Raw genomic sequence first — 23,381 nt, forward strand, 5'->3', positions numbered from 1 at the left:
GTGCTGCATTTGCAGCACTTTGTTTCATCATGTTCACCTCAATTAGGCTTGCATGTCCAAACGCGCGTGTGTCATTGCATTGGTTTCAGGGCTGTAATACTTAATAACCTCTACATTGCTGATAGTGACCGTGCGTGATAGTTTTGAATTCACGTAGCTGTTATTACTTCGCACCCAATCAGAAGCCGAACCTGCTAAGTAAACGGTGTCATTCGCCCCTGCACCACCATCAATAGTCACATCAGATGCTGCGCTGGTGTAAAAAATATCATCGCCACTCCCGCCCTTAGCTAAACTGACTTCGCTACCATAAGCTAATCCGACGTTGTTCAGACCCATATAAGTCGCCGAATTTTTTAACGATGTTGGAAAATTGTTCGTAATACTTTGTGGAATCACATTGATTGAGCTGAAAGCACCCGCACGCAAATCAATGATATTGGAATTTCGAACCGCAGAAGCATCAATGACACCGTTTTTAGGTGCCCACAAAGTTTCCATTCCGGCCCAATTTGCGGTGAATGATGTGACTTGATACTTATCTGCCACTTTGCCATCACCCGCGCCATACATGAACTGCAAGGCTGCCATGTCAAACATCATGTAAGTACTGGGGTTGACTGTCGTGCCTTTGTAACTGGTCACACCACCGCCAATGGAAGTGGCATTGACCAGCATGCTGCCGGCCGGATTGTTGTATGACATCACCGTATATTGGCGACTATCCAAAGCCTTACTTAAGAATGGTCCTGGCGAACCGCCGCCGCTGGCGTTGTAATCACCTGGGTGTTTGAGACCCAATGTATGACCAATTTCATGTATCAGTGTTTCCCAGCCATAGCTACCTTGATCCATATTGCCGTTTAAATTACCCCTGCTGTTATCAAGCATCAAGTAAGTACCGTGATCTCCACTACCGTTTGGCACATTGGCATAACCGGAACTACTCTTAGCCGATTGGTCATTGGTACCAAAGTTAATGTCAGCCTGGCCAGGCACATTTGACTCTTCAAACTTAACGTTAATGATGCTGGATAGATAGTCAAATGCGTCACGCACTGCTTTCTTTTGAGGCAAAGTCATACTCTGAAAGTGCACATCATCTGCAGTACCCGCCACGTTTTGCTGGTTCAAAAAGCTGTAAGTCAAGGTCTGACGACTTGCCCCTTCTGCTAATGCATAAACACCAGACTTGACCTGAACATCCGATGTACCCATTGGCTTGCTTGCATCTCGCCACCAATAGGGTGTACCGCCCAACAACACTGCATTGATATTCGCATCACCTGTATCAACGAATGTAGCTGTATCGCGAAAAGAAAAGATATTCACACCTTTGTACTTGTTACTTCCTACTGAATAACTTCCATCGGTATTCGCTTTGACTTTGTAGTCGCCGTAGTTGCCACTGAACTGCACGGATACAGCCACACCCGTGACCTTGGCCATGAATGTTGCACCTTTTTTGTACTGAGCCTCAGTCAACTGTAAAACTGGTCGTGCTGTGTCGGTGAGTTGAACAGAAGTAATTTTTTTAGAAAGTGACAATCCATCAAAATTACTCTGAATATTCGCTGCCGTGTCTTTTAAGGTAATAGAAGCTGCTGCTATGTTGCCTAATTTCAAAGCCTGCGCGGCTGTCATGGTCAGCGTTGGGTTGTTGGCATTTGTGAACTTCAAAGCGCTCAGCTTGCCCCCTTCAGCGAAACCTTGCAATGCATCCAAATTGCTCTGCACATTGGCTACCGTATCGATGACAGACACGTTCAAGCCCGCTAAAGCCTGTGCATTACTAGCTATAGCAGTTGCCGTGTCTTGGATGGTGTAACCCACCCCCTGTAGCTTCGCTCGTAGCGCTTCGCTCCCTAGATACTGTGCAGCTGTCAAGGTGAGGGCTGGTTTTTTATCAGTGAGGACCACAGAAGACAACCCACCATTGGCAGCCTTGACTCGCATCACATCAAAGTTACGCAGCAATGCCGAAGCTGTATCTTTCACTGTGACAGATGCTGCGCCTATCACGCTACTAGAAACCAGATTTGCTGCTGTATCCACAACTTGGATATTGGCTGTCATCAATGCGCGCAAAGCTGATGTTCCTGCAAATTGGCTTGCATTCAATATCAAAGTTGGATTGCTATCTGTAAAACTTACAGCATCTAGCTTGTTGGCGGTTGCCAAAGACTGCAATGCACTTAAGCTGGTAAGCACGTGAGCCGAACTGTCCTGAACGAACACTTCCATATCTGGTGTCAATCGTGAGGCAATGCGCGCAAGATTGGCTGCCGTGTCTTTGACCGACATCGCAACTCCTGAGGCGCTGAGCTTGGAGACCAAAGCCGCACTGGTATTGAGCTGTGCCGCTGTGAATTGAACCTTGGCTGTCGATTCAGAGATGCTAAAACTTCCTAATTTTCCTGAAGCAGCAAGTTTTTGTAGCCCAGACAAATTAGCCTGCACATTGGCTAAGCTGTCCTGCACCACGATGGGCGTAAGACTTTTGGCGGCTATCGCCTGACTGACACTCATGCCACTGCTGCTGCCGGAAGCCATGCTGAGCACGGGCTTTAAGCTGGAACTTGTGGAGACAGAAAGTGACACGTAGAAGCAATCAAAGAAGATAGACCTTCTTTGATCGACAGCTAACGCTGAATCTAAAGCTATTAAATGTATTAGAGAGTGTCGACCAGCTGCGCCAGCTGTGTTTCTAAGCTGCGTACTAACTTAGCGGGTGCAGCTTCACGGACGCTGCCACCTTGAATCAATTGATAGCGATAGGAAGCCAAACGCGCACGGTCTTGTGCCAAATCCACCACCAAATTCTCATAATCTGCGTGGTTGTAGGTAATCAATTCATCCAATCCAACCGAGTGCAACAAACTACCAGCCATGCGGGCTACACAGGTGCGACCACTCAATGTCACTAGGGGTAAGCCGCAGTCAAGCACATCACGCGCTGTAGAACCTGAGTTGTAAGGTGTTGTATCCAAAAACACATCTGCTAACTGCATACGCGCACGGTATTGTGCATGCGATGTGCGCTTTGCAAAAATTACTCGATCTGCAGAAACGCCATGCTGCGTGATTCTTTTTTTAAGTTCACGCGTGGCGCTGGCATTGTCATCCAATAGCCACAGCACAGCATCATCAACACGTTTCAATATGTTCATCCAAGTGGCGAACATGTCTGCATTGAATTTATAGACGTTGTTAAAACACACCATGACAAAAGCATCTTCGGGCAAACCTAGCTCTGTGCGAGTTTCGCTGCATGCTGGCGTTGGTGCGTGATTTAACGGTAAGAAACTTCCGTCCACATACAACGGTTTTTCTGAGAAATATGGAATCAATGTCTCTGGCAACGTAAACCGATCGGTCACCACGAATTGAATCCATGGCAATGCGGTCGTACCAATAAACCCCAAGTAGGTGCCCTGCAGAGGCGAAGGCTGCATAGCCAAAATACCAGGTCGCGCACCGGAACTCAACCCATGCAAGTCAAGCAGTACATCAATTTCTGCGTTCGCAATTTCTAAGGCGGCTTGGTGATCATTCAAATGTCGAATGTCAATCACATGATCAAAGGCGCGTTTCAAACGTGCTCGGTATTCACTGCCATCTTCAACACTGTAGTCAAAGGCATAGATTTCAAATCGTTCGTGATCGTGCGCTTCTAATAAATCCGCCATCAACAAACCGACCGCATGAGTACACAGATCACCAGACAAATATCCAATTCGGATACGTTCATGGCGATATGGCGCATTCACACATAGGCGGTGCGTGGACAAATTAAATTTACGCTGGACAAATGACTGCGCAGCCATGAGTTGCAAGGCAGGATCATCGTGCAATGCCAACATAGCCAAAGGCGATGTGCCAGTGAGCATGGCATTCACAGGCACGCCGGGCATCGCCTGCATCGCAGGCCACTTGCATTGTTTGCTCCGCAAATGAACCCAATGCTGCAATGCATCCGCTTGACGAGGCTTGAGCTGCAAACTCTGGGTAAGCGCGTTCTCTGCCAAATCGTAGTGCTTCAACTGCTCTTGCAAACGACCTATGTGATTAAGTGCAAGGGTTTGCAAATCTAAATTTGCTGCAACTTGCAAATAGCCAGAGTTAGCAACCTGGCTCCATTCCAACATAGCCTCATCGTTCAAGCCTTTACGCTCTAACAATAGTCCTAAATTGATACGTGCTTGAGCAAATGCAGGGAATATTTCTAAACTAGCACGGTAGGCATGTTCTGCACCATTGATATCACCTGCATTGAGCTGCATGACACCTTGGTTGAACCAGCCAATGTGGCGATCATTGGATGCTGTGTTTTCATTCCAAAGGCTATAAAGCGCAATCGCATCTGCAATGCGCCCTGCCCTTTGAAATTGTTCAGCCAGCTGAATAACTTGGTCAAGTCCTAGCTGACTGATTTCTTCAACATCCATATCGGTTTAAACCACGTGGCAAACACTTGCCGCTCCAAGCGGCAAGATTGCCGCTTTAATGGGTGTGTGCTGAGCTGGTCACAGCATCAGAGTAGATGTCAAGCGACAAACGCTCGGCTTCCAACTCCAATTGGCCTGGATAGTATTGCAAGCCTTGATTGGCCATCTTCAATGCACCAGCGGGGTCAAGGTTACAACGCAGCGCACGCACCAGCATCACATATGTGAAGGGTTGAATGTTTTGTCCTTGTGCTTCAACCAACTCTTGCAGCAACTCAACGGCAGCTGGCCAGTCCTGGCGCATCACAGCCAGCAAGCCGCAAATGGCCAACATGTCTTCACTGGCGGGGTAAATCGCCAAACCGGCTTCGCCCAAAGCATATGCCGTATCAATTTGCTCGGTCGCCACCAAAGTTTGAATGGTTTCGCGAATTTCCAAAGGGCTGAAACGTTTCACCATGCCACCTTGCAAAAGGCTACCGGTGGCGCTTTGGTTCATTAATTCTTGGATAAGGGTCATTTAAAAACTCCTGGTTGTGCAATTAGGTTACCGACACACATGCGATTTCTATGCCAGCTTTTGTTTGCCGCTTTGCTTGACACCTAGACCTGGTTATTCATGTTGGCTTGCTTATTGCATATCGAGCTTGCAATCTTGTTTAAAAGTGTCAAAAAATTGTCATGAGCCACACAGCCGTCAGTCTTATCGCCACATCTCGCCGCACGCGAGAGGCATTGCTACGTCAGGGTGCTGCGCTTATGCAAGCGAACCAATTTGACGAAGCCGCCCATTGGTATGGCCTCGCGATAGACGATTTTCCGGATGATGCCCACTTTTATTACTGCAAAGGTGTAGCTCACCATCAAGAACGTCAATTTTTAAAAGCAATTGACTGTTACTGCGCAGCCTTGCAAATCAAAATTGACTATGCGGATGCCTTCGAAAACCTCTCAGACGCGCAAGCAGAAATGCAAATGTTTGACGATGCGTTTTTAAGCATCAGCGCAGCCATAGCTTTGCGACCAAACAAAGCCATTTCTCATGCAAGGCAAGCGCAGGTTCTTGTTCAGCAAGAAAGATTTGAATTAGCCATTCAAGCCGCTACCCAAGCGATCAAGCTTGATGGCACAACAACAACGGCCTATATGGCACGCAGTAATGCGTACCGAGGGTTGGCTCAACTTGACGAAAGCATTGCTGACCTTCGTATCGCAATGAAACTCAAGCCAGAAAACCCCGAATACGAATACAACCTCTCGTTTGACTTATTACTTGCGGGAAATTTTGAAGAGGGTTGGAAGCATTACGAAAAACGCTTTCAAACCAAAAACTTTATCAACAACCCGACCCTGCCTATGCATCGTCCTATTTGGGACGGCGTGCAAGACATCACAGGCAAAACCCTACTGATATGTCCTGAGCAAGGCTTAGGCGATCAAATTCAGTTTGCGCGTTACGCTGTCTTGCTTCAGCAGCGCGGCGTCCAGGTGGTGCTTTCCGTAGAACCATGTTTGATACAACTGCTCAGCAGCATGCATCCTGACATTCAAGTGGTTTCGTCTCATCAGACTGTAAACAGCTTACCTGCGCATGATTTTTACATCACCATGATGAGCCTACCGCGCATCTTCCAGACACTAGTCGGCAGCATTCCAGCTACACCCAACTATCTGAAAGTTGATTCAAACATCAGCCAGCAATGGAGGCAGCGCATGACCCCAACGTACCGACCAAAAGTCGGTATCAGTTGGTCTGGCAGCACCACACACATCAACGACCACAACCGCAGCATGACCATAGACATGCTTGCACCTGTGCTCTCATTAGGAATTGACTTCCATATTCTGCAAACAGAAATTCGGCCCTACGACGAAGCACGTCTGAAGCAATGGCCGCATTTGCACGACTGGCGATCACAGTTAAGTTCTTTCAACGAAACAGCAGGTTTGGTCGATCAACTTGATCTGGTCATCAGCGTCGATACCTCTGTTGCACATTTGACCAGCGCACTGGGTAAGCCCACTTGGGTCATGTTGCCCTTTGCGCCAGATTTCCGTTGGTTACTTGATCGGCCTGATTCACCTTGGTACCCCAGCATCACGTTGTTTCGACAACCTGAAGCCAAAGCTTGGGTACCTGTCATCACTGACATCACACATTCATTGAAAAATAAATTCAACGTATGAAGCCGCCCTACTTCAGCATCATCATTGCAACGCATGAGCGTCCAAGATTGTTGGCGCGCGCGATGCAGTCTGTCTGCGCAAATACTTTCACAGACCATGAAATGATTGTCATATCGGACACTGTGGATGCACAAACCATGCACGTGGTTAGCCAAAACCTAAGGCCACAAGACACCTTTAGTAAACGCATCGGTAAACACGGCCCAGCACTCAGCAGAAACATGGGCCTTTCACTGGCTCGTGGAAAATACATTATTTTTTTGGATGACGACGATGCTTTTAGCATTGACTATCTAGAGCGTGCTTTCCTCACCACATTAGACAACCCAGGTTGTGTCATCTACACAGACTACTGCGTGATTCAAGAAGATCGAGAACGTCCTGATATTCCTCCCTTGCCAGGTCAAGCGTTTTCCGTGGCAAATGCAGACTTCAATGCCTTGTATGTCAAAAACTTCATACTGAATCACAGTGTCATCTTTCCGCATGAAGCTGTTCATGGGCGTTTTCAAGACCCACACCTATCCAGTTTGGATGATTGGGACTTTTTGCTCAATGTGGCCAGTGACACACCATTTGTACACGCCAGCATCACAGGTGCAATGGTCTACAAAGACTATGTCAATCAAGAACAACGTCGCGGCCACACCACCACTGCAAACGGCATGTCCACAGTCACAGACTATCTGTCAATCTATAAAAAGTGGCCGGCTCCCAGCCTTGATCTGCGGGTCAAACGTCAACAACTTTTAGCCTCAGCCGGACAACATGTTCCGATTGACTGGGTATAACGACATCGAAAAGATCTGTATGAATACCAAAGCACCGAAAAAATCAATTCAAACCATCATCAATGATGCCATTGCACACCAGCATGCGGGCGAAATGGATGAGGCATTGGCTTTATTTATGCAAGCCCTGAAGATGGATAGCAAAAATGCCGCAGCGCTTTACTCAATAGGCGCAATTGAATCCGGTCGCGGCCGCTACGCTGAAGCACTGACTCACATGCAAAAAGCGGTCAAAGCATCGCCAAATTTTGCACAAGCACATTTGGCTTTGTCTGTCATTTACTATCACCTCAATCAAATACCAGAAGCGACAGCAGCCGTCACTAAGGCGCTGAAGCTCGATGCCAAACTCGCTGGAGCGCAAGCACATCTAGAAATATTGCGTCTGTCTAGTAAAGGCGTGTCGCATGCGGTCAGCACAAACCCTGAAGCAGCAGCGCTTAATTCACAAGCCATTTCCCTCCAAGGTTCAGGCCAGCATGCACAAGCAGAACAGCTTTTGCGTCAAGCGTTGACTTTGGATGGAAATAACTTCATGTCACTCTATTCCTTGGGCGTGTCATGTAGTGCACTAGGCAATCCAAAAGAAGCTTTAACGTTCTTTGATCGAGCCACTCAAGCCGCCCCTCAATTGCCATTAGGCTTTTTTGCAAAAGCCAAAACCTTGCATGATTTAGGTTTGGCAGAAAATGCATTGACAGCGTATGACCAAGCTATTGAGGTAGACCCACACTATATGGAGTCTTACACCAACAAGGCTGCATTGCTTCAAAGCATCAACCGTCACCATGATGCGCTTCTTGCATTAACGGCGGCTACTGAAATTGAACCCAACCATGTCCGTGCCCTCGAAGGCCAAGGCCAACTCTTAGGTCAGTACAAACAATACACACTTGCCACGCGAGCCTTTGCGCACGCGTTGCAAGTTGCCCCCGACTACGCCTATGGGGAAGGCCACCTCATGGGCGCTCGCATGAGCAACTGTGATTGGACAGATTTTGAAGGCGCTAAAGCGCGCATCATGGCTGGCATCGATGCAGGAAAGCTTACATGCGGCCCGTTGACCATCATGTCCATCACAGACGATGCTGCGACCATTCGCAAGTGCGCCGAACTTTATGCCGCTGACAAGTACCAAGCATCACCCAACCCGCTTTGGACTGGCGAAAAATACCACCACCGTAAAAAACGTGTGGCATTTATGTCAGCCGACTTCCGCATTCATCCAGTTGGCTATTTACTGATTGGTTTGATTGAGCAGTTCGACAAATCTAAATTTGAATTGACGGGATTTTTCACTGGCGTAGCTGACGACAGCGATTTATGGCGTCGTTACCGCTGCGCGTTTGACAACTACATCGATTGCCACACGATGCCTAGCATTGAAGTTGCCAAGCTCATGCGAGCTATGGAAATTGATGTGGTCATCGAGCTATCTGGTCATACCGAAGGCACTCGCCTAGACATCTTGGCACATCGCCCTGCGCCAACCCAAGTCACGTATCTTGGCTTTCCTGGAACACTTGGCCTGCCCTACATTGACTACCTGATTTCTGATCCACGCATCATTCCAGCCGAGTTTGAACAACACTATCAAGAAAAAATCTTGACGCTGCCTCATTGCTATCTGCCGCGCGATGACTCTGTAGTGCCCTCTGCTGAAACGCCCAAGCGCTCTGATTTTGGTCTACCCGAGGAAGGCGTGGTGTTTTGCAGCTTCAACCATGACTACAAAATCAATCCACCCCTCTTCAAAGTCTGGATGGATTTGCTCAAAGAGGTGCCAGGCAGTGTCTTATGGTTGATGAAGCTCAACGAAGGCGCACATACAAACTTGACGCAAAGCGCACGCGACCATGGTATTGATCCTGATCGCATCATCTTTGCATCACGCCTCCCACGCGTGGAAGATCACTTAGCCCGGTACCGTCTGGCTGATGTCTTCATTGACACATACCCCTACAACGGTCACACCACAGCTGGCGATGCATTGCGCGCTGGTTTGCCTGTGGTCACGCTGTGCGGGGGTAGCTTCGCGTCACGCGTCGCTGCCAGCCTGCTACATGACATTGGCATGAGCGAGCTGACATGCACAAGCTTTGATGAATACCATGACAAGGCACTCTTGCTAGCCACTAACTCAAGTGAGCGTGAAAAAACAAAATCAAAACTAGCAGGAATATTAGATCGCCAATCATGGCCACCAACGCCTAAGCAGCAAGCCAAAGCGCTCGAAGATTTAATTTTGGACATTTAAGCCATGAATGCTTATTACATCAACCTCGATTCAGCCGAACAACGGCGTGAATTGATTGAACAGCAAATTTCAGCAGCAGGTTTACCCTTTGAAATCAAACGTTTTCCTGCCGTACTAGGCGCTAACTATGCTGACAGCAATCCTTCTCTTTCAAATGGGCAATGGGGGTGCTGGCTAAGTCACATGGGTTGTATTGAATTAGCCAAAAGCACCCATGAGCATCTCTTGCTCATAGAAGATGATGAGCTATTCAACCATTCATTGACTCTGATCGACGACTTGGTTCAACAACTCAGTGGCACTGACTGGGACATGCTTTACCTAGACGCCACCATTGTGGAACCCGAGGACCAGCTTCACATTGCCAGAGCATGCAAGGCCCAATTTCTTGCTGGCAAAAAACCAACTCCGTTGAAACTCTCGTTGAGCGCGACCGTCTATGGAACACACGCTTACATCATCAATCAAAACAGCTTATCCAAAATTTCGAAAATTCTTATGAAGAATGCGAAATCGGGCATTGCTATTGACAACGTGCTTTGCGCTGGCATCCAAGAAGGCTTGATCAGTGCCTACATCAGTGTTCCATTTCTTTGTGCACCTGGTGAGGAATCAAACAACAGTCAAATCAATGCTGGTGAACATGCATTTGCAAAAGGCTGGTTTGGTTTCAGAGAAGTCGCAACACTTGAGTTTATGAACTCAAACGAGGATCGGTACCTCAAAGCCTTAGAAAAAGCGACTCAAGAAACCATCCTTCAAAAAATCAATTTGACTGCATTAGAGAAATTTTCTCCGTATGTCGGAAAAATTCAAAAGCTTTCCTAAGGCATTGAAATGACTCCCAACACCATCATTGACAACATGAAAGTCAGAATTGCAAACGTCTGCGAAAGTAAAACGGTTTGCTACATTCTTTACTCAGAAATAGAAACACCAAACGACACCAGCAAGTGGAACAGTGATTACTTTTTTGACCTAGAGCATCATTTCTCTCAGGCCAACTGGACACCCGTGACGTATAGCGCCTCATTTGAGCTCCCATGCCTATACATTGTTGAAACACATGGGGCTGACATTTCTAACTTACTATGGGAATTGCGAGCGAAGGCAAATAGCAACTCGGTCATTTCGCTCTGGCACTTTGACAACCATATTGCATATTTCAATAATTACAAATCAGCCATTTCATGTGATTTGAATTTTTTAACGCACAACATTGGCGTACCCGGCTATCTGACAAATCCATACTCAGCTGTCGCATCTCACATTCCTCCATGTACGCTGCAGTTCAGTAAAAATATGATTGTTGAAGAGCGTTACAAACGCAATTCAACCTCGCGCGTCAATAAAGCATTGTTCAATTATTTTGACTATCCTGAGTCACCCCGAGCAAGCATCATCAAAAATTTAGAGGCTTCCATCAGCGATGTTGCTGAATTCTTCATCACTTCCACATCCAATCGCGGGCGCTATTGGGATAAGTCAATCGCTGAACGATATGACGAATGGGCAAATCACAAGTGCACAGTCATTTTGCCTTTGGTCGAGGATTTATCTACACGTGTCTTTGATGCATTAGCCACCGGTCTAATTCCCATCATCCCCGAAAACATTCGGGATTTAGAGTCTGCCATTTCAGTCGAAGACCAACAACGACTCGGCATTGTGCGAATCAAAGATCTAAGTCCAGAGCATGTCAGAGCTGGTATTGCAACAGCCATCTCCAACTTTGACCAAATGGGCGATGAGGGCATCACAGCCCGAACCGACTTCGTCATCAATACTGCTTTGATTACGCACCGGGTCCACGCAATGGTCTTAGAACTCGAAAAAATTCAAGCCGGCGAAAAGCAATTCGTATTTGGTCGCGGCAATAACGGCATCGGCATTTATCTGACCGCTTAATAGTTTGATTATATGAATTGTCACTACATCAATCTAAGCTTTGAACATGAGAAACGGCATCTGATCGAAGCCAATTTTCATCAATTCAATTCCAAAAAATGGGTTTTAAACCGGTTTGAAGCCATTGATAAAAATTTTGTTCAAACGAACCAAGTCAAAGGCCAAATATCGGATGGCGCCAAGGGTTGCTTTCTGAGTCACCGCGCCTTGATGAACCAGCACATACAGAGCGACAGCCACCTTTATATCGTTGAAGATGATGTTGTGTTTTGTAACAAGACACAACACCTAGTCGAAAAAGTCACTTCACTCGACAGCATGGATTGGGACATGTTGTACACAGATGTCTGTATTCCGCAAGCCTCGCAAATGATGACGCTGTATCAGCTGAAGCAAGAATGCACCAAGGAAGACCAATTACGTGTGCTTGATCTTGCGCAAATGAATTTCGCAAGCACAGCTGCCTACATTGTGAATAAGAAATCTATCGCCAAAGTAGCGGCCCTACTCAACGCACCAGATGAACTGAACATCCCCATTGATCTTTACTACCGAAGCCTCGTGCATTCCGGCGAGTTAAAAGCCTTTGTCACCTTTCCTTTTTTAACTTCTCTATCATCACGATCTGAAGATTCAAACATTCAAACGGCACAACATGCCTACACAGAATTAGTTTGGCATACATTTCGAAAATTAATATGGATAAATGGCAATGAAAATGATATCAATGACGAATTAACTCGGATAAAAAATGGAACATTCGCAAATCATCAAAAAGCAATGAGCACGATTATTGCTGGTTTTTATTCAAATGATTATTTATCGAAATGAAAACTCAAATGTTAACTTATATCATTACAAACCATGATCGATCAGCACGGGCGGTTGCGGAACTAACGAGAGATTCTGCATACTATTGCAATGGCTATAAACCTGAAATAATTGACCCGATAAACATTAGCCAAGCCCAATTCGTTTTCGAAAATTTAAATATTAAATTAAATAAAGAAACGCCTTCTATTACCCAGAATGAAATTCTTAGATTCGTTTCCCATTTTTCACTTTGGGAACGCTGCGTAGCAATAAATCAAAATATAATAATTACTGAGCAAGATGCTTTTTTTACTCATGACTGGGAAGAAATAGAATTTAATGGAATTTTAAAATTAAATTTTGGATCTTATTTACTTGGCTATGTAATAAAGCCGAGTATGGCAGAAAAATTAATTCTTCATACACTCGAGCATGGATGCTGCGATGTTGCAAACTTTGTAGCAAATGCCCCCATACATAACGAGAAAAAAATCCACCCATTACTTTCTAAACAAAACATTTAAAATATATGAAAAAAACAATTCATATTGTGTGGGTAGGAGATGAGTCAATAAGGCCTGATGCTTATATAAACAGTTGGGTAGATTTAAATCCAACATGGGAAATTAAAGTTTGGGGTAACCATGAACTTGAGAACTACGAGTGGCGACTTAAATCTCAACTCATGCACCGTTGGCATACGATGAAAGAAATGAATGGCGTAGCAGATATTATGCGATGGGAAATCATTCATAACGAAGGCGGTTTTGGTATTGATGCAGATGGTCCATGCATCAGACCACTAGAAGACTGGTTATTTGAAGGCACAAAGATGGCTGCATGCTACGAATCAGAATATGCATTACCAGGCCGCATAGCATCTGGATACTTATATTGCATGCCTAAAAATGAAATTGTAAATACTATTATTGAACGTATAGCAAAAAATAATCGTATGGAAAATTTTCCAGCTTGGAGGGCGCTTGCAACAATGCAAATTACATATGAGTACCACAAACGCAGGCCCGTTGATCCAGAATTTCGAATTTGGCCTAGTCACTACTTTATTCCACAACATCGATGGGCACCGCAATACCAAGGACTTGGACCTGTTTTCTCAAAGCAAATGTTTATGAGTACTCATGGAACATACAAGCAAACAGTAAATTATGATTCGACACAAGACGAATACAATTTCAAAAAGTGAAATAAAATAAAATGAAAAATGTAATCTTTCATCGCATTTGGTTTGGCAATAATGATATTCCAGATAATTATGAAAATTTCTGGTTATCGTGGCAAAGACAATTCCCCCAATGCGAATTTCGCACGTGGACTGATTCTGATATCAGCGAACTAAACTTTTCTAAAGCAAAAATTCATGAGATGAATTCGCTTGCCGGAAAAGCAGACATTGCTCGTTATGAAATATTGTATAAATATGGCGGCATATTTTTAGATTGTGACATGATGCCGCTCGAATGGTTTGACGTTAGTGATCTTTCACGTGAACTAGTAGTTTGCAACGAAGATGAAAATACCAATTACTGCTCCATTGGATTTATAGCTGCACCTAAATTACATCCAATTTTTATTGAAATGATTGAGCATATAAATACCATCCAGCTCAATATGAAAGAACCTAACTTCGAAACAGGTCCATGGTTATTTGGTGAATTTCTAAAGAAGCATAAGCACATCAGGAAAAATACAGCGACATTTTATCCGTATTCATACAATGAGCCTTCATCCAAATTAACCAATTTGGATTTGTCAAACACTTGGGGAGTGCATACTTGGGGTAGCTCTTGGGTAAGCACAGATAAAATTACTGAAAAAGCTCATGAGTTAATTAAACGTGGTGACATTGAAGATGCCTTATCCATGCTAGAAATTGTAAACACGGATAACAAGAAGTTGATTATTGAAAAAATTGAAGATATTAAAAAATTAAGAAAAGATTTTTTAAGCTATCAGCAAAAATGGGGAAATTCGCACCTTCTAGAAACAGCAAACTTACTTCCTTTTGACTTAATTAAATTAATATTTTATTTTTTGCAAAAAAAGTCAAATCCAACAATATGGCAAATAGGCGCCGCCGATGGAATACTCGTCGATCCGATTCGTCCAGCATTAATAAACTTCGATCCTATTTGCACGCTTCTTGAACCGAATCCTTATCTATTCGAGAAGCTCAAGGAGTCATACAAAAACAATAAAAACTGTACTCTCCTAAATAAATCATTTGGTGTTGAAGATTCAACATTAAAAATGAACTGCATCAATCCTTCGAAAGTTGAAGCACTCGGTTTACCAAACTGGGTTAATGGTATATCTTCAGCGTTTGACAATAAGAATGCCATTGGCGGAAAAACAATAACACATGAATTAAAAGAAAAAATAAATCAATGCATCGAAATAATAGAAACTGAAACAATCAATATTTCGAAGCTATTAGAAATAAACAACTACACAGGTCCAAATATACTTGTAATTGATGCTGAAGGAATGGATTTTACAATTATAAACAAGTTTTTTGGATTCGAAAATATTACCAGACATAATCCATTTTGAAATTCAATGTTTAGAAGAATACGAAATTCAACAATTATTTGAAGCTCTGGAAAAAAATGATTACCTGTTGATTCCAAAAGGAAATGATTACACAGCATGCAACAAATCATTGTTCATTGAGTATGCAAAAAATTTATTTATTATGAATGGCATACCAACAATATACAAAAATTTTATCGACGAAATAACACCTAGGATATAAAACTGAATTTTATTTTCCTATTGATGTCAAGTTTAGATAAAATTTACCCCCTCCACCCACAATTCACTCAGCGCAAAGGATACCTATGTCTTACTCAGGATTGACACCAGTTACAAACGAAAATAGCCCTCATTTAGGAGGCAACATAACCGATGGTGACCCATTTACCCACGCGCCCTCAGTATGGGATTATTTGATAAAACGTTTTGCTATTAACTCTGTACTAGATTTGGGATCTGGCAGAGGGTATTCATCTCAGTACTTCCACAAAGCTGGTCTTAAGGTATTGGCAGTTGATGGAATGCTAGACAACTGTTTAAATGCAATCTACCCTACAGTCCAAATTGACTTGACCAAATCTAAGGTAGTTGCCCGCGTCGACTTAGTGCACTGTCAAGAAGTTGTGGAACACATTGAAGCTGAATTTTTAGATAATCTTTTATCGTCATTAACTTGTGGACGGATTATTGTGATGACTAATGCACTTCCAGGGCAAGGTGGTCATCATCATGTCAATGAGCAACCTACTGAATATTGGATTGAAAATCTCAAAAAATACAATTGTGAAGTCTTGGTTGAAGACTCCAACAGAATCCGCAAGCTTGCACAGCAAGATGGTGCCACTTACCTCGCACAAACTGGCCTAGTACTCGCGAATAAGGGACTTATGAAAGCGTAATCTGATAAATAAGTTAATAATTTCACCTAAAAAAAGCCAGGTTTTACCTGGCTTTTTTTTAGATTTGTATGAAATTTAAATAATTCCCCTAGGTGTACACCGCACACCTAGGGTTTTATTTTCTAAATCAACTACGACTAATCAACCCGTAGATCTGACCTGCAGTCAACGAACCAATTTGGGTCGTAGTCAGCGCACCAACCTGTGTACTGCTCAACGCAGTCAATTGCGTTGTCGTCAAATGACTGACCTGATCAGTTGTCAAGGTTGGGACTTGCGTCACTGTCAATGCCTTGACTTGAGCTGTCGTCAAAGTTTGGAGCTTCGCAGTATCAATTGCTGTCACTTGGTCCGTTGTCAAACCAGCCACTACTGATGTGCTCAAAGCTCGCAACTGAACCGTGTCTAGCGCCTGAACCTCATCAGTTGTGAAGGTTTGCACATCCTCAGCAGCCAAGACTTTAATCTGTGCTGTCGTCAATGAAGGCAACTGTGCAGTCGTCAAAGCCTCAATCTGAGTTGCTGTCATAGCCACCACATTGGCTGTAGACAATTTCACAACTTGATCAGTGCTCAGTGCAGCAACTTGATCCGTGGTCAACGCATTTGCAGCAATTGTTGTCAAGTCGGCGATTTGGCTGGTTGTCAAGGCTTGGATCTGGCCGGTCGTCAAAACAGCAGTCAATCCAGCTGTCAATGCCTTAATTTGTGTCAATGCACTCACATTGGCATCGATGGCAATCAATTGATCGTCATGCAAGGCTTTCACCATTGCAAATGTCAAGGCTGAAACCTGTGCTGTGTTCAAGGCGGCAAAGCTGTCGGTCGACATGCCCACCACATCTTCAACATCCAAGGCAGAGACTTGCTCAGAACGAAGACCTTGAACTTGCGTTGTTGTCAACACAGTCACTTCAGCCGATGTCAATGCGCGAACCTGTGCAGTGGTCATGGCATTCAACGAATCTGTGTTCAAGTTTGAGATTTGATCCGTAGACAAGCTTGACACCACAGCATTCGACAGATATTGGACTTGATCAGTTGTCAAATTATTCAACTGATCTGTGCTCAACGATGCCACTGTGTTGTTGGTCAACGTAGCAATTTGTGACGTTGTCAATGCTTGGAGCTGAGTAGAACTCAGAGAACGCACAGCCGTTGTTGTCAATGCTTGGATCTGTGACGAAGTCAGGGCTTTGACTTGATCTTCAATCAAGGCACCCACTTCATCTGTTGTCAGAACGTTGATCTGATTCACAGACAGTGAATGGATTTGAGTTGTGCTCAAGCCAGCAAACGTATCTGTATTCAGCGCAGCGATTGCAGCACCTGAAATTGAGCTCACTTGATCAGAAGACAAGGAATTCAAGTTGTCCACGCCCAACGCATTGACTTGATCTGCCGTCAAAACGCTTACGTTCGACGTAGTCAGTACATGCAATTGTTCTGTGGTGAGTTGTTCCACTTGAACTGTTTTCAATGCAGAGACCAAATCAGCACGTAGCGCCTTCACTTGAGAGGTGTTCAGCACATGGATTTGCCCCGTGGTCAATCCAACAATTTGATCGGACGACAACGCGCCCACTTGATCTGTCGTCACAGCTTGGATTTGAGTCAAAGTATCCAAGGCCTGCAACTGCGCTGTGTTCAATGTCACAACACTGTCCGTTGTCAACGACTGAATTTGATTGACTGTCAACACCGCCACTTGTGCCGTAGTCAACGATTCAACTTGTGTTGTGAGCAGCGCCTGCACATCATCTGTGCTCATCGCCTGGACGTTGGTTGTTGTCAAGTTCGTCACCTGGTCAGCCGTCAGAGCCGTCACTTGTGATGTTGTCAGCGCTTGGAATTGATCCGAGCTCAGTTGATTCACACTGTCCGTGCTGAGCACCGCAATGTCTTGTGTCTCAATCGAGCGGACTTGAGCTGTGCTCAAGGCACCCAATTGGCCCGCAGTCAACACACTGACCTGAGCTGTACTCAAGTCACGAATCAAACCATTCGTCAACGCATGCACTTGATCTGTCGTCAAGTTAGACACTTGATCCGTACTCAGCGCATTCAGCTGTGTGCTGCTCAAACCAGCCACCACAGATGTCGTCAAAGCATCCACTTGCGAAGTAGACATGGCGCCAATTTGTGATGTTGTCAAGGCTGTGGCTTGAGCGGCACTCAGCGTTGCCACATCCACAGTTTCCATGTTGCTGACTTGATCTGTCGTCAAACTTCTGACTTGGTCGTACGTCAACACACCCACTTGATCTGTTGACAGAGCAACCACTTGGTCAGTCGTCAAGGATGAGATTTGATCACCACGCATTGCAGACAGCTTGGCCGTACTGATCAATGCCACATCGGTCGTCACGAGCGACTGAAGCTGTGCTGATGTCAAGGCACGCAGTTGGTCGGTTGTCAAAGCCCTGATGTCGTCGTCGTTCATGGCGCTCAACTGAGCGGTGCCAAGTGCGGCCACCTGGTCTGCTTTCAGAACAACAACTTGATTGGTTGAAAGCGCAGTGATTTGACCATCAGTCAAAGCGGCAGCTTGTGATGTGTTCAACACAGTCAACTGCGCAGAACTCAACTTGGCAACTGCCGAGGTGTTGATTGCAGCAACTTGATCTGTGGTCAAGGCGGAGATTTGACCTGTGCTGAGTTTTTCAACTTTAGCCGTTGACAAGACGGCAACTTGGTCCGTTGTCATCGCTACAAGCTGTGTGGTGCTCAACTTGGAAACAGCCAATGTCGTCAGTGCATTCACCTGATCTGTGGTCAATGCTGCCACTTGGGATGTGGACAATACTTTGCCTTGCTCAGTCTTCAACGCGGTGATCACAGCCACATCCAGTGCTTTGACTTGATCGGTGCTGAGCACTTTAATTTGATCGGTAGTCAACGCATTGGTTGTTGCCGTATTCAAGCCAGCCACTTGTACTGAAGAAAGTGCAGTGACTTGCGTTGTCAACAAACCAGCCACGTTGCTAGTTTTCAGAGCATTCAACTGATCCGTTGTCAGTGTTGATACTTGTGCTGTTGTGATGGCACGCACCGAGCCCAGAGTCAATGCGCCGACTTGATTGGCCGTCAGGGCAGATAACAGCGCCGTTGTCAACGCAGCCACTTGAGCGGTACCTAATTGTTTGACCGCAGAGGTGGATACTTGCACCAATTGATCTGTCGTCAACGCATTGAGCTGAGTCGACGATAGCCCAGACACTTGATCCGATGTCAAGACGGCCACCTGCGTGGTAGTCAAGGCATGCACTTGATCTGTGCTGAATTGGTTGATGCGATCAGCCACCAAAGCTCTGACATCGCCCGTTTCCAAGACCGCCACTTGATCAGCCGTCAGTGCCTTCACTTGCGCACCACTCAATCCCGCAAAATCAGCCGTTTCCATGGCCAGCACTTGGTCAGTACTCAAGGCCAAAATTTGCGTTGTGCTGAATGACGAAGCTGTACCTACTGTCAATGCAGCCACTGCACTGGTTGTCAATGCCTGTACTTCGTCTGTGTTCATTGCTACCAACTGCTGCGCATTGAGTGCTGCGGCTTGAGCGGTGTTGATGACTTGCACTTGACCTACGCTCATCGCAGCAATTTGTGCAGTTGTGATGACAGCAATCTGTGCCGTACTTAAGTTGTTCACAGCACTGGTTGTCAGGGCCGTAAATTGTTCAGTCGTCAGATTAACAACCTGATCAGTTGTCATAGCCTTAACACTTGCATCTTTCAGATAAGACACTTGATCAGTCGACAAACTGCTGAGTTGCTGTGTACTCATAGCGACAACCTGTGCAGTGGTCAAAGCTTGCAACTTACCTTGATCCAGCGCTTTCAATTGATCTGTAGAAAGCGACTGAATTTGACCTGTCGTCAACACACTTACCTGCAAGGTTGTCAGTGCATCCACTTGAGCAGTGCTCAAAGCGGCAACATCTTGAGTTTCCATGGCAAGAATATGCGTCGTGCTCAGGCTATGAATCACATCGGTTGTCAAAGCTGACACTTCAGCTGTCGTCAGCGATTGAATTTGCGCAACAGCCATGGCACCAATTTGTGCAGTGCCTAGTGTTGCAACAGCATCGGTTGTGAGTGCTTGAATTTGGTTTGTGCTCAGTGCTCGCACAGCATCGGTTGTCAATCCATCGACTTCAGAAGCATTCAATGCGCTGATCTGAGCACTGTTCAAGGTGCTGACCTGTGAGGTACTGAGTGCTTTGAGCTGATCGCTGTTGAGCACTGCCAAATCGGCCGTTTCTAGGCTTTGAACTTGTGCTGTGCTGAGCTGCGCAATTTGAGTTGTTTTGAGACCGCTTACCTGTGCCGTGCTTAGTCCAGCCACAGCAGCTGTAGACAAGCTCTTCACTTGATTACTTGTCAATGAAGCGACTTGTGCAGTGGTCATACCACCCAAGTTCGTAGAACCCAATGCTTGCAGCTGCGACGTATGCAAAGCTGCCACACGATCCGTCTCCAAGACTGCCACTTGATCCGTATTCAATGCTTGAATTTGCGTATCACGCATGGCAACGACTTGACCTTTGGTCAATGCGTTGACTTGATCCGTGCCCATGGCATGGATATTGGCCGTGCTGAATGCGCCAATTTGGTCTGTGGTCAATGCTGCAACTTGTTCAGTGCTGAGAATCACAGCTTGTGAACTGCTCAAATTCGCAATCGCTGCAGTATTGATCGCTTTGGTTTGGTTGGTGGTCAAGTCGCCCACATTCACACCAATGGCTTTGATGCTGTCTGCTGACAAAGCATTGATTTGGTCAGTCGACAACTCCACCAATTGTTCGGTAGACAAGTTAGAAGCAGCGGCTGTGTTGATAGAAGCCACTTGCTCAACGGTCAAGGCTTTGACTTGGTCTGTGGACATACCACCCACCTGCGCTGTGTCGAGAGCCGACACAGCCGATGTGCTCAGGTACCTGATTTGGCTAGTGGTAATGCTCGACACCTTGTCTGCCAACGCATCAATTTGTGCACCAGTCAGTGCACCAATGGCGCCGTGGCTCAAGACGCTCACTTGGTCCGTGCTCAAGTGGGCAACTTGTGCCGTAGCTAGAGCGCGCACGTTGTTAGAAGAAATGACCTTCACTTGGTCTGTCGTGAGGCTCTCCACTTGACTTGTGGTCAACGCGGCCATATCAGCCGTTGTCAAAGCCTTCACTTGGTTTGTACCCAGAGATTGAATCTGGTCCGTATTGAGCGCGACAACGTCACTGGTCTCCAGCGCCTTGATTTGAGCCTGGCTCAAACTTTGGAGTTGGTCTGTGGTCATGGCAGAAACTTGCCCTGAACTCAGTGCCAAGATGTCATCGGTCGCCATGACTGACAGCTGAGCTGTTGTCAATGCTTTCACTTGTGCTGTAGACATGGCAGCAAAGTCAGTGGACTCCAAACCTGTGATTTGGGCATCTGTCAAAGCTGAAACTTGATCCGTGCTCAGCAAGGCCAATTGGGTACTTGACAAGCCATTCACCTGAGTGGTGGTCAACGCCGTCAATTGAGTCGTATCGAGTGCTTGCAGCTTGGTTGAGCTCAATGCATTCAAGCCATCCAATGTCAATGCTTTGACTTGCGAAGTACTCAATTCCTTGAGCTGGTCTGTATTCAAAGATGCCAACACTGTCGTGGTCATGGCTTTGAGTTGACTTGTCGTCAAATCGTGCACGCGGTCAGTCGTCAACTGGGCTACACCAGTGGTTGTGAGGGCTTGAATTTGTCCAGTTGTCAACGCTGCCAAGTTTGTGCTGCTGATACCAGCTATCACATTGGTCGACAAGACAGCCACTTGCTCACCACTGAGGGCTTTTACTTGGGTAGCTGTCAAAGCATTGACCAAATCTGCCGTCAAGGCAGCTGCTGCACCTGTCGTCAATGCACGAAGCTGAGCCGTTGAAAGTAACTTAACTTGGTCAGTACTCAACGCGGCGATTGAATCGGTACGCATGGCTTGAATTTGCGAAGCGCTGATTACTTTCAACTGAGCAGCGTTCAAACCACTCATTTGTGCCGTGGTGAGGGCATTCATGGCTGCCGTGCTCAACAGCTTCACTTGCGTGGCAGTGAGTGTGTTGATTTGCGTGGTGTTCAACGCGGCTACACCGTTGGTGGTCAGCGATTGAAGCTGCGAACCGCTGAGGTTTTTAACTTGGTCAGCAGTTAATTTTTCAACTTGAGCCGTGGTGAGTTGGCCCATTTTCGATGCAGTCATCGATTTGAGTTGCGCGACGCTGATCGATTGAACTTGATCTGTGGTCAGCGCCTGTGTCTGCGCATCTGAGAGTGCAGACAAAGCGTTTGCCGTTAAGCTTTGAATTTGAGCTGTGCCCATGCCTTTGACTTGGGCGGTGCTCAGACCTGACACGAATGTGGCGCTTAGGCCTTTGACTTGTGCATTGGTGAGTGCGGCAACTTCTGCCGTCGTGAACAAAGATAAATCTGTGCTGTTCAGCGTTTCAAGCGCAGAAGCCGTCAAAGCCTTGACTTGCGTGCTGCTCAAAGCCGTTAATTGCTCGCTGCTGAATGCATCGACTTGATTGGCTCTCAGACGGCTGATTTGTGTGGTGCTAAGCGCTGCCACTTGAGCTGTGGTGAACGACTGGATTTGCGCATCATCGAGTGATGAGAGCTGAGTCACAGTCATGGCATTGAGCTGTGCACTGCTCAACCCAGCCAATTGGGTCGATGTGAATGCATCCAATTGGGACGCACTCATGCCCACGATATCTTTGCTTTCAATCGCTTGAATTTGATCCGTACCCATGGCACGCAATTGCGCCGTCGTGAGTGATTTGACGTGGTTCAATGTCAAGGCAACCATTTGAGCGGTGGTGAAACCGTTGATGTCACGCGTTTCAATTGCCTTAATTTGGGTATCTTTCAAATTAGCAACTTGCGAAGTACCCAAGGCACCTAATTGATCTGCAATCAAACTCACAATTTGGTCGGTGGTCAGCGCTTGAATTTGATTGGATGACAAAGCCCCCAGCTGCGCCGTGCTCACATAGCCCATCTGAGCTGTACTGAGCGACGAAATTTGCGTGGCCTTTAATGCATAAAGCTGAGATGTATTTAATGCATTAATTTGAGATGCCGTTAATGCGTTCATTTGCTTGGCACCGAATCCTGCCAATTGCGTATTGTTGAGTGCACCAATCTGCGAATCGTTCATAGCCGCCACATTGGAGGCTGACATGACTGACAACTGTTTGGCCGTAAAACCAGACATGGCTGAAACAGCAACTGAAGACACTTGATCTTCATTCAAACCAGCTACTTCGGCAGAGCTGAGCGCCTTGATTTGATCTGCCGTGAAAAGAGAGATATCCGTGGTGGATGTCACCTTGGCTGGAGCATTTCGAAATGTCACTACTGGACTGCTGAAGGTGTTGATTGTGTTAGCCATGGTGTACTCTTTTCTCACAAATGGAGGGGCAATAGAAGTCTTTTACACAGCAAAAGACTCCCCTTGCAGGGATTCGTCTCCTACTAATCGGCACGAGTC

At 45.9% G+C, this 23,381-nt stretch carries 14 protein-coding genes; 10 read left to right on the plus strand and 4 right to left on the minus strand.

Translation table 11 applies throughout. The features are described from left to right. Window positions 1-42 precede the first annotated feature (42 nt). The 3 genes from B9Z35_RS08130 to B9Z35_RS08140 form a co-directional block, all read right to left on the minus strand. Window positions 43-2,553 (minus strand): M10 family metallopeptidase, encoded by a 2,511-nt coding sequence (locus B9Z35_RS08130; protein ID WP_146178973.1) that lies wholly within the window; start codon window positions 2,551-2,553, stop codon window positions 43-45. Between the two features lie 119 nt (window positions 2,554-2,672). Next, a complete protein-coding gene (locus B9Z35_RS08135; RefSeq protein WP_108283190.1) occupies window positions 2,673-4,448 on the minus strand; it encodes a hypothetical protein in 1,776 nt (591 codons plus the stop codon). Between the two features lie 55 nt (window positions 4,449-4,503). Beyond that, the gene (locus B9Z35_RS08140) at window positions 4,504-4,968 is read right to left on the minus strand and encodes a hypothetical protein (RefSeq protein ID WP_146178974.1); all 465 of its coding nucleotides are present in this window, start codon (window positions 4,966-4,968) and stop codon (window positions 4,504-4,506) included. Window positions 4,969-5,129: 161 nt separating this feature from the next. Here B9Z35_RS08140 and B9Z35_RS08145 point away from each other — a divergent pair, with 161 nt between their 5' ends. From B9Z35_RS08145 to B9Z35_RS12920, 10 genes are all read left to right on the plus strand, one after another. Continuing rightward, window positions 5,130-6,635 (plus strand): tetratricopeptide repeat protein, encoded by a 1,506-nt coding sequence (locus tag B9Z35_RS08145; RefSeq protein WP_108283192.1) that lies wholly within the window; start codon window positions 5,130-5,132, stop codon window positions 6,633-6,635. Beyond that, window positions 6,632-7,426 carry a glycosyltransferase family A protein gene (locus B9Z35_RS08150; RefSeq protein ID WP_108283193.1) on the plus strand — a complete coding sequence of 265 codons (795 nt, stop codon included), beginning with the start codon at window positions 6,632-6,634 and terminating at the stop codon, window positions 7,424-7,426. Before B9Z35_RS08145 ends, B9Z35_RS08150 begins: the two co-directional genes overlap by 4 nt. Before the next feature lie 19 nt (window positions 7,427-7,445). Further along, entirely contained in the window at window positions 7,446-9,683 is a 2,238-nt protein-coding gene (locus B9Z35_RS08155; protein WP_158268131.1) for a tetratricopeptide repeat protein, read from the plus strand. 3 nt (window positions 9,684-9,686) lie between these two features. Then, window positions 9,687-10,511: a glycosyltransferase family 25 protein gene (locus B9Z35_RS08160; RefSeq protein WP_108283195.1), complete on the plus strand. Its 825-nt coding sequence runs from the start codon at window positions 9,687-9,689 to the stop codon at window positions 10,509-10,511. A 9-nt stretch (window positions 10,512-10,520) separates the two neighbouring features. Continuing rightward, on the plus strand, window positions 10,521-11,591 hold the full coding sequence (locus B9Z35_RS12915) for a hypothetical protein (protein WP_146178975.1): 1,071 nt from the start codon (window positions 10,521-10,523) through the stop codon (window positions 11,589-11,591). A 12-nt stretch (window positions 11,592-11,603) separates the two neighbouring features. Next, the gene (locus B9Z35_RS08170; protein WP_108283197.1) at window positions 11,604-12,422 is read left to right on the plus strand and encodes a glycosyltransferase family 25 protein; all 819 of its coding nucleotides are present in this window, start codon (window positions 11,604-11,606) and stop codon (window positions 12,420-12,422) included. Further along, window positions 12,419-12,928: a glycosyltransferase family 25 protein gene (locus B9Z35_RS08175; protein ID WP_108283198.1), complete on the plus strand. Its 510-nt coding sequence runs from the start codon at window positions 12,419-12,421 to the stop codon at window positions 12,926-12,928. The genes B9Z35_RS08170 and B9Z35_RS08175 overlap by 4 nt, the downstream gene beginning before the upstream one ends. 5 nt (window positions 12,929-12,933) lie before the next feature. Next, on the plus strand, window positions 12,934-13,611 hold the full coding sequence (locus B9Z35_RS08180) for a glycosyltransferase (protein ID WP_108283199.1): 678 nt from the start codon (window positions 12,934-12,936) through the stop codon (window positions 13,609-13,611). An 11-nt stretch (window positions 13,612-13,622) separates the two neighbouring features. After that, complete coding sequence (locus B9Z35_RS08185) at window positions 13,623-14,978, plus strand: glycosyltransferase (RefSeq protein ID WP_108283200.1); 1,356 nt, start codon at window positions 13,623-13,625, stop codon at window positions 14,976-14,978. Between the two features lie 287 nt (window positions 14,979-15,265). Further along, complete coding sequence (locus B9Z35_RS12920; protein WP_146178976.1) at window positions 15,266-15,859, plus strand: bifunctional 2-polyprenyl-6-hydroxyphenol methylase/3-demethylubiquinol 3-O-methyltransferase UbiG; 594 nt, start codon at window positions 15,266-15,268, stop codon at window positions 15,857-15,859. 127 nt (window positions 15,860-15,986) lie between these two features. Here B9Z35_RS12920 and B9Z35_RS08195 read toward each other — a convergent pair whose 3' ends face one another. Further along, window positions 15,987-23,282: an S-layer family protein gene (locus B9Z35_RS08195; protein ID WP_108283202.1), complete on the minus strand. Its 7,296-nt coding sequence runs from the start codon at window positions 23,280-23,282 to the stop codon at window positions 15,987-15,989. Window positions 23,283-23,381: the final 99 nt, after the last annotated feature.

The sequence above is a fragment of the Limnohabitans sp. Jir61 genome, assembly GCF_003063545.1.
Lineage (GTDB): Bacteria > Pseudomonadota > Gammaproteobacteria > Burkholderiales > Burkholderiaceae_C > Limnohabitans.